Consider the following 8826-nt stretch of genomic DNA (forward strand, 5'->3'; position numbering starts at 1 on the left):
AAGGTTTAAGATAGAGATGCCCCGTTATTTTATACAACCTTTTGTTTTATTGGATAGCACCAAGCAAAAATTAATATTTATTGGTATTTGCTTGGTGTTTAGTATCTTTTTTTTAAATGTATTTGTCCCTTTTAATATCAATACTTGGGAAAACGATTCAGGTTTTCAGCAATTTTTTAGAATATCCAGTATATGTGTAGTTGGTGTATTGGTATTAATTTTTACACAATTTGTACTTCGAAAACTTTTCAAAATAGAATCTTTTAAACGTATAGAATTTATTGCTTGGGTTTTTTTAGAAATTATACTTATAACTTTTGTATTATCTGTATTTTTCAACACATACAATCAGTCTTTTTTTAAAGAGTTTTTAGGTAACCTTCGCCATACCTTACTTCTAATAACAATTCTTTATTTTATAGCCCTCTTAACTATTTATGCGTTTGCCTTTAAGCAAAAAAACAATACAGAAACCTTGCTCGTAAAAACAGGCTTAATTGGTATTCCTAATGCATATGGGATTCTTAAAATATCTATACAATTATCTGATTTATTGTATATAGAATCTGCCGATAATTATGTTAGTATTTATTATTTAGATGAAGGAAAAACCAAACGTACATTAATACGCAATACTTTAAAAAACTTAGAAACTGTATTTAGTAATTCTACACTAAAAAGATGCCACCGATCTTATATTGTAAATATGAACAACATAAAACTTATAGAAAAAAATTCTGGTAAGTTTCAAATACATGTTAAAAATTGTGATTATATAATTCCAATTTCAGATAATTATGCAGATGCTTTTAAAAAGAGTATTCCATAAGTCATTTTTTATCCCTAAATGATTGTATTCATCCCATAATTTTTTATAAACTACTGTTGTTGGGTACATTTACCTAGAATTAATATAAATCATGTAAAATCAAATCGTATGAAAAAAACACTTTTAATTTTAGTTGTTATATTATCAGCTATCAGTTTTAAAACAAATGCCCAAGAATCAATTAAAAGCTTTATAGGTAGCTGGGACTATGAATGTATTGATGCACCTTATGAATATAGTACAGGAATCCTTATTATTAAGCAAAAAGATAATAAACCAGTAGTAGAAGTATTATATAACGACGGAACAAAAATTGTAGCAGAGTCTGTAAAAATTATAAAAGGGATATTGTTTTTTGATATATATGTAGAAGATAATCCTATAAATATCGAATTAAAAAAAGTAGACGCAAATCTTAGTGGTAAAGTTCTTAATGGTTATAACGAAGAATTAATAATAACTGCATCGAAAAAAAAGTGATTTTAATTACTACATAAAAAAAATCATTTTGAATATTTTTAATTAATTAGTAATGTTTATTGGTTATGCTATAAAAAATTGCAACTAAAAACTTATAAAATTCAATATTTGCAATAATTGTTATTATTATTTGGAATTATAAATATAAATTATTGATATTTGTATCAAATTAAGAACATGAACTTTATTCAATTACATCATCATTTTCATATTTGCTCTCAAGCGAACTGAAAATGTATTGAATAAAATCAAAATATTTTTAAACCCGTTTGAGACAATCAAGCGGGTTTTTTTAGTTCTAAAATCAATTAGATTGTTTCAAACTCATAAAAACAAATAAATGAGTAAATTAAGAATTGCAGTACAGAAATCGGGACGTTTAAACGAAGACTCGATGAGAATTTTAAAAGATATAGGAATTTATATTGATAACGGAAAAGATCAATTAAAAGCATCTGCAAAAGGTTTTCCTGTCGAAGTATTTTATTTAAGAAATGGTGATATACCTCAATATCTTAAAGATGGCGTTGTAGATGTTGCTATTATTGGCGAAAATGTTTTAATCGAAAAAGGTAACGATATAAAAGTTGCTGAGAAATTAGGGTTTTCTACTTGTAGAGTTTGTATAGCTGTACCAAAATCAGTAAAGTATGATAGTGTTAAAGATTTAGAAGGCAAGCGTATTGCAACATCATACCCAAACACAGTACAAAGCTTTTTAGATAAAAATAGTGTTAGTGCTAAACTTCACATTATTAATGGATCTGTTGAAATTGCTCCAAATATTGGATTAGCAGATGCTATTGTTGATATTGTTTCAAGCGGAAGCACCCTTTTTAAAAATAATTTAAAAGAAGTTGAAGTCATTTTAAAATCTGAAGCTGTATTGGCTGTTTCACCAATTTTAAGTGAAGAAAAGCAAGCTATTTTAAATAAAATTCAATTTAGAATTCAATCGGTATTAAAAGGCAGACAATCAAGGTATATTTTATTAAATGCGCCAAATGATAAATTAGAAAAGATTATTAATGTTTTACCTGGAATGAAGAGTCCAACCGTTTTACCATTGGCACAAGAAGGTTGGAGTTCGGTACATTCAGTTATTAGCAAAAATGAATTTTGGAATGTTATTGAAGAGTTAAAAGCTAACGGCGCTCAGGGTATTTTGGTTTGTCCAATTGAAAAAATGGTGCTTTAATTTTTACGATTATGCAGATAATAAATAATCCTAATAAAAGTGAATGGTCAGAAATTTTAAAACGACCAACTCAAACTGTAAATGATATTGAAGCTACTGTTAATGAAATTTTTGATGATATAAATAAAAATGGAGATAAAGCCATTAAAAAGTATACGCAAAAATTTGATGATGTAAATTTAGAATCAAATATTGTTAGCATTAAGGAGATTGATGAGGCAATAAAAAAAGTACCAGTAGCCCTTCAAATTGCTATAAAAAAAGCAAAACAAAACATAGAGGTATTTCATGCCGCTCAAAAAACACCAAAAATTGAAGTAGAAACCTCAAATGGTGTTTTATGCTGGCAAGAAAAACGACCTATTGAAAAAGTTGGTGTATATATACCTGGAGGAACAGCTCCTTTGTTTTCAACAGTTTTAATGTTGTGTATTCCAGCACAAATAGCCGGTTGCAAAGAAATTATTTTATGTTCACCGCCTAATAAAATGAGAGAGTTAGCTCCAGAAATACTATATGCTGCAAAACTTTGTGGTGTAACGCAAATTTTTAAAGTTGGTGGAATTCAAGCTATTGCTGGATTAACATTTGGAACAAAAACCATACCACAAGTATATAAAATTTTTGGACCAGGAAATCAATTTGTAACGGTTGCAAAACAGCTAGCAACAAAGCATGGTGTAGCAATCGATATGCCTGCTGGACCAAGTGAATTGTTGGTAGTTGCAGACGAAACTGCAAATGCATCATATATTGCATCAGATTTATTGAGTCAAGCGGAGCATGGAACCGACAGTCAAGTCATTTTAGTATCTACATCAAAAGATTTAATTAATTCGGTTTCAGATGAAATTGAATCTCAAATTAAAATGCTTCCGCGTCAAGCGATTGCGGAAAAAGCGATTTCAAATTCTAAATTAATTTATGTTGAAAATGACGATTTAGCACTTCAGTTAATTAATGAATATGGTCCAGAACATTTTATTATTTGTAATAAAAATGAAGATTTTTATGTAAATGGTATTGCAAATGCTGGTTCTGTTTTTGTTGGTAACTATACGCCTGAAAGTGCTGGTGATTATGCTTCTGGAACAAATCACACTTTACCAACAAACGGGTTTAGTAAAGCCTATTCTGGTGTGAATTTAGATAGCTTTCTAAAAAGCATGACGTTTCAAAAAATATCAAAAGATGGTTTGTTGAACATTGGAGAAACTATTCAATTAATGGCAGAAGCTGAGGGTTTACAAGCGCATAAAAATGCGGTTTCAATACGATTAAAAGATTTGAAAAAATGAATATTCAAAACTTAATACGACCAACAATAAAAGCACTAAAACCGTATTCGTCTGCAAGAGATGAATTTCAAGGAAATAGTGATGCTATGGTATTTTTAGACGCGAATGAAAATCCGTTTGAAAATGGCATAAATCGATATCCAGATCCAAAACAAGGAAAATTAAAATCTATTTTATCAACAATTAAAGGAGTTCCTGCTAAAAACATACTTTTAGGAAATGGAAGCGACGAAGTTTTAGATCTTATTTTTAGAGCATTTTGCGAACCCAATCAAGATAACATCATCACACTACCACCAACTTATGGCATGTATAGTGTATTGGCTAATATTAATGCGATACAAATTAAAGAGGTTCAATTGGATGGAAATTTTCAGCCTAAAGTTGATGATATTTTAGATACACAAGATAAAAATACCAAACTACTTTTTATTTGTTCGCCTAATAATCCCACAGCGAATAGTTTTAATTCAGATAGAATTGAAAAATTAATAATAAATTTTAAAAGCATTGTAGTTATTGATGAAGCTTATATTGATTTTTCAAATGAAGAAAGTTGGGTGAATAAATTAAAAGATTTTCCTAATTTAATAGTTACTCAAACACTATCTAAAGCCTATGGAATGGCAGGAATTAGATTAGGAATTTGTTATGCTTCCACAGAAATTATTTCAGCATTAAATCGCATAAAACCGCCTTATAATATAAACGAATTAACACAGAAAAAAGCTATTGAACAACTATCAATAAAGAATTTGGCTAAAAATCAAATTAAAGATATTCTTAAGGAAAGGGAAAATTTAATTTCAGAATTAAACGCAATTAGTTATGTTTCTAAAATATATCCTTCAGATGCAAATTTTGTATTGGTAAAAGTTGATGACGCTACAAAGCGATACAATCAACTCATAGAAAAAGGTATTGTAATTAGAAACAGAACGACCCAAAAAGGTTGCGAAAATTGTTTAAGATTTACAGTGGGAATAAAAGAGGAAAATGAGAAACTAATAAGCACTTTAAGGTCATTAATATGAAAAAAGTTTTATTTATAGATAGAGACGGCACATTAATTAGAGAACCTGCAGATGAACAGGTTGATACTTTTGAAAAATTAATTTTTTACCCAAAAGTGTTTCAATATTTAGGGCGAATTTGTAAAGAATTAGATTTTGAAATCATTATGGTTACCAATCAAGATGGCTTAGGAACTCCAGATAATCCTTCTGAAAAATTTTGGCCAATTCATAATTTTGTGTTAGATACTTTTAAAAATGAAGGCATAGAATTTAAAGAAGTTTATATTGATGAAACCTATGCTAAAGATAATGCACCAACCCGAAAACCAAACACAGGACTGCTTACCAAGTTTTTTTCTGATGCATACGATTTAGAAAATTCATTTGTTATTGGTGACAGATTAACCGATGTAGAATTAGCAAAAAACTTAGGTGCGAAAGGCATTTTTATAAACGACGAAACCAATTTGGGGACTAATGAAATTACTGTTAAACGTGAAGAGTTAGATAGTTATATTGCCTTAGAAAGTAACGATTGGGAAAAGATTTATACGTTTCTAAAAGCTAATGAGCGTTCTGGTAGTATTATAAGAAATACAAACGAAACTAAAATAGCCATTCAACTAAATCTTGATGGCACAGGGAAAAGTAAAATTAATACGGGACTTGCCTTTTTCGATCATATGTTAGACCAAATTGCGCGTCACGGACAATTGGATTTAAATATTAAAGTTGATGGCGATTTAGAAGTCGATGAGCACCACACTATCGAAGATACTGCGATTGCTTTAGGCGAATTATTCAACACAACTTTAGGTAATAAATTAGGCATCGAACGTTACGGGTTTTGTTTACCAATGGACGATTGTTATGCGCAAGCTGCTATAGATTTTGGAGGAAGAAATTGGCTTGTATGGGAAGCCGATTTTAAACGTGAAATGATTGGTAAAATGCCAACCGAAATGTTTTATCATTTCTTCAAATCGTTTACCGATGGTGCAAAATGTAATTTGAATATAAAAGCAGAAGGGACTAATGAGCATCATAAGATTGAAGCTATTTTTAAAGCCTTTGCAAAAGCTATTAAAATGGCAATAAAACGCGATATAGAAAAAATGATTTTACCATCAACAAAAGGAATGCTTTAAATGAAGTTAGTTATTATAGATTACGGAGCTGGAAATATTAAAAGTATTCAGTTTGCATTTAAACGCTTAGGATACGAAGCTATTTTATCTAATAATCCAGAGGAAATCATAGCAGCAGATAAAGTGATTTTTCCAGGAGTAGGCGAAGCAAGTAGTGCAATGAAAATGTTAAAAGAAGGTGGGTTAGATATTTTAATTCCAACTTTAAAACAACCAGTTTTGGGTATATGTTTAGGTATGCAACTCATGTGCAAATCAACAGAAGAAGGTTGTACCAAAGGTTTAAACATTTTTCAAACTGATGTGAAAAAATTTTCCAATGCGGTAAAAGTACCTCAAATGGGGTGGAATGTGATAAAAGATTTAAAATCTGATTTATTTAAGAACATCAAAGAAAGTGAGTATATGTATTTGGTGCATAGTTATTATGCAGAACATTGTAAAGAAACTATTGCTAAAACAGATTATGGAATTAATTACGCATCAGCTTTAAAACACAATAACTTTTATGGTGTACAATTTCATCCAGAAAAGAGTAGTTTAGCAGGAGAACAAATTTTAAAGAACTTTTTAGAGATTTAGAGTCATTCTGAATTTATTTCAGAAGCACATAAATCATCTAATTTAATAATGAGAAACTGAAACAAGTTCAGTTTAACGAAATTAAAAGTATGAGAATTATACCAGCCATAGATATTATAGAAGGAAAATGTGTACGCTTAACCAAAGGCGATTATGGCACAAAAAAAATATATAGTGAAAGTCCGCTTGAAATTGCAAAAACTTTTGAAGCTTCAGGAATTGAATACTTGCATTTAGTAGATTTAGATGGCGCAAAAGCGAAACACATTGTAAATTATAAAGTCTTAGAGCAAATAGCATCAAAAACAAACCTTAAAATTGATTTTGGAGGTGGTCTAAAAACAAATGAAGATTTGCATATTGCTTTTAACTCTGGCGCTAGACAAATTACAGGAGGGAGTATTGCGGTTAAAGACCCAGAGACTTATCAAGGTTGGATATCGAAATATGGAGCTGCAAAAATTATTTTAGGAGCAGATAGCGATAATGGGAAAGTGGCTATAAGCGGTTGGATGGAACAAAGTAAAGAAGATGTTATACCGTTTATTAAATCGTATCAAAAAAAGAGTATTCAATATGTTATTTGTACAGATATTTCAAAAGACGGCATGCTTGAAGGACCATCTGTAGAATTGTACAAACAAATCATTACAGAATGCTCAAATAGTAGTAGTGGTCAATCCATAAAGCTGATAGCTTCTGGAGGTATTTCAACAATTGAAGAGCTGCCAATTTTAAAAGCTTTAGGTTGCGAAGGTGTCATTATCGGAAAAGCTATTTACGAGAATAGAATCAGTTTAAAGCAATTAGAAAAATTTGTGTAATATGCTAACCAAAAGAATAATACCTTGTTTAGACATTAAAAATGGGCGGACTGTAAAAGGCGTTAATTTTGTCGATTTACGTGACGCTGGCGATCCTGTTGAATTAGCAAAGCAATACGCAAATATTGGTGCAGACGAGCTCGTTTTTTTAGATATCTCTGCGACTTTAGAAGAAAGAGCAACCACTTTAGATATGGTTCTGCATGTGGCAGAGCAAGTAAACATTCCGTTTACTGTTGGTGGCGGAATTTCATCTATTGAAGATGTAGATGCCCTTTTAAAATGTGGCGCAGATAAAGTATCTGTTAATTCTTCTGCCATAAAACGTCCAGAATTAATTAACGAATTATCAAAAAAATTCGGAAGCCAATGTGTAGTTGTTGCTATTGATGCAAAATTAGTTGATAACAATTGGAAAGTACATTTAGCAGGTGGTAGCATTCCAACCGATATTGATTTATTTGAATGGGCAAAAGAAGTTGAACAGCGAGGTGCCGGAGAAATTTTGTTTACATCCATGAATCATGATGGTACAAAAAATGGTTTTGCAAATGAAGCTTTAAAAAAACTGTCTGAAACATTAAACATTCCTATAATAGCATCTGGTGGTGCTGGAAATGTAAAGCATTTTATTGATACATTTAAAGAAGGAAAAGCAGATGCTGCTTTAGCGGCTAGTGTATTTCACTTTGGAGAAATTGCTATTCCAGAATTAAAAAAACAATTAAAAAAGAACAATATAGAAGTGCGACTTTAGTCGTAATACCGAACTACTAGTTTCAGTATCATATAAAGAATAAGTTATGACTATTAAATACGATTCAAACGGACTCATACCAGCAATCATTCAAGATGCAACAACTAAAAATGTGTTGATGCTTGGATATATGAATGAAGAAGCATACAACAAAACAATTGAAACTAAACAGGTCACTTTCTATAGCAGAAGTAAACAACGTTTGTGGACTAAAGGTGAAGAAAGTGGAAATTTTTTAAGTTTAGTTGATATAAAAAATGACTGTGATAATGATTCACTTTTAATTCAAGTAAATCCTACGGGACCAACGTGCCACAAAGGGACAGATACTTGTTGGCAAGAAGATAATAGAGCTAACTATGGTTTCTTTTCAACTTTAGAAAATATTATTTCTGAAAGAATAGAAAATAAAGACGCCGGCAAATCTTATGTAGCTAGTTTATTTTCAAAAGGGATTAATAAAATTGCCCAAAAAGTAGGTGAGGAGGCAGTTGAAACGGTTATTGAAGCGATGGATAGCAATGATGAATTGTTTTTGTATGAATCGGCAGATTTACTATTTCATTACTTAATGTTACTTCAAGCCAAAGGATTTACTTTAAAAGATATTGAAGCTGAATTAAAAGGAAGGCATAAATAAAAAGAGACATTAAAACTGGTTAAGAATAATGTCTCTTAAAAAAATGGTTGATTT

General features: G+C 30.4%; 10 protein-coding genes. All 10 read left to right on the forward strand.

Annotation, left to right across the window (positions count from 1 at the left end; genetic code table 11):
* Positions 1–16 precede the first annotated feature (16 nt).
* The 10 genes from AADI82_RS01375 to hisIE all read left to right on the forward strand — a co-directional run bounded on the left by AADI82_RS01375 (position 17) and on the right by hisIE (position 8772).
* A complete protein-coding gene (locus tag AADI82_RS01375; protein WP_341214674.1) occupies positions 17–829 on the forward strand; it encodes a LytTR family DNA-binding domain-containing protein in 813 nt (270 codons plus the stop codon).
* A 108-nt stretch (positions 830–937) separates the two neighbouring features.
* Positions 938–1309 (forward strand): hypothetical protein, encoded by a 372-nt coding sequence (locus AADI82_RS01380; protein WP_341214675.1) that lies wholly within the window; start codon positions 938–940, stop codon positions 1307–1309.
* A gap of 340 nt (positions 1310–1649) precedes the next feature.
* Positions 1650–2507 (forward strand): ATP phosphoribosyltransferase, encoded by an 858-nt coding sequence (gene hisG / locus AADI82_RS01385; protein WP_341214676.1) that lies wholly within the window; start codon positions 1650–1652, stop codon positions 2505–2507.
* 11 nt (positions 2508–2518) lie between these two features.
* A complete protein-coding gene (gene hisD / locus AADI82_RS01390; protein WP_341214677.1) occupies positions 2519–3805 on the forward strand; it encodes a histidinol dehydrogenase in 1287 nt (428 codons plus the stop codon).
* Entirely contained in the window at positions 3802–4839 is a 1038-nt protein-coding gene (gene hisC, locus AADI82_RS01395; RefSeq protein WP_341214678.1) for a histidinol-phosphate transaminase, read from the forward strand. Before hisD ends, hisC begins: the two co-directional genes overlap by 4 nt.
* Entirely contained in the window at positions 4836–5969 is a 1134-nt protein-coding gene (hisB, locus tag AADI82_RS01400) for a bifunctional histidinol-phosphatase/imidazoleglycerol-phosphate dehydratase HisB (protein ID WP_341214679.1), read from the forward strand. The genes hisC and hisB overlap by 4 nt, the downstream gene beginning before the upstream one ends.
* Positions 5970–6551, forward strand: coding sequence for an imidazole glycerol phosphate synthase subunit HisH (hisH, locus tag AADI82_RS01405; RefSeq protein ID WP_341214680.1), 582 nt, complete (start codon positions 5970–5972; stop codon positions 6549–6551).
* Positions 6552–6640: 89 nt separating this feature from the next.
* A complete protein-coding gene (hisA, locus tag AADI82_RS01410; RefSeq protein WP_341214681.1) occupies positions 6641–7375 on the forward strand; it encodes a 1-(5-phosphoribosyl)-5-[(5-phosphoribosylamino)methylideneamino]imidazole-4-carboxamide isomerase in 735 nt (244 codons plus the stop codon).
* A gap of 1 nt (position 7376) precedes the next feature.
* On the forward strand, positions 7377–8132 hold the full coding sequence (gene hisF, locus AADI82_RS01415) for an imidazole glycerol phosphate synthase subunit HisF (RefSeq protein WP_341214682.1): 756 nt from the start codon (positions 7377–7379) through the stop codon (positions 8130–8132).
* 46 nt (positions 8133–8178) lie between these two features.
* Entirely contained in the window at positions 8179–8772 is a 594-nt protein-coding gene (hisIE, locus tag AADI82_RS01420; protein ID WP_341214683.1) for a bifunctional phosphoribosyl-AMP cyclohydrolase/phosphoribosyl-ATP diphosphatase HisIE, read from the forward strand.
* Positions 8773–8826: the final 54 nt, after the last annotated feature.

This window comes from uncultured Wocania sp. (assembly GCF_964021735.1).
Classification (GTDB): Bacteria; Bacteroidota; Bacteroidia; order Flavobacteriales; family Flavobacteriaceae; genus Wocania_A.

Coding starts and splice junctions, on each gene's coding strand:
- AADI82_RS01375 (WP_341214674.1), top strand. CDS start 17: ATGCCCCGTTATTTTATACAACCTTTTGTTTTATTGGATAGCACCAAG.
- AADI82_RS01380 (WP_341214675.1), top strand. CDS start 938: ATGAAAAAAACACTTTTAATTTTAGTTGTTATATTATCAGCTATCAGT.
- hisG (WP_341214676.1), top strand. CDS start 1,650: ATGAGTAAATTAAGAATTGCAGTACAGAAATCGGGACGTTTAAACGAA.
- hisD (WP_341214677.1), top strand. CDS start 2,519: ATGCAGATAATAAATAATCCTAATAAAAGTGAATGGTCAGAAATTTTA.
- hisC (WP_341214678.1), top strand. CDS start 3,802: ATGAATATTCAAAACTTAATACGACCAACAATAAAAGCACTAAAACCG.
- hisB (WP_341214679.1), top strand. CDS start 4,836: ATGAAAAAAGTTTTATTTATAGATAGAGACGGCACATTAATTAGAGAA.
- hisH (WP_341214680.1), top strand. CDS start 5,970: ATGAAGTTAGTTATTATAGATTACGGAGCTGGAAATATTAAAAGTATT.
- hisA (WP_341214681.1), top strand. CDS start 6,641: ATGAGAATTATACCAGCCATAGATATTATAGAAGGAAAATGTGTACGC.
- hisF (WP_341214682.1), top strand. CDS start 7,377: ATGCTAACCAAAAGAATAATACCTTGTTTAGACATTAAAAATGGGCGG.
- hisIE (WP_341214683.1), top strand. CDS start 8,179: ATGACTATTAAATACGATTCAAACGGACTCATACCAGCAATCATTCAA.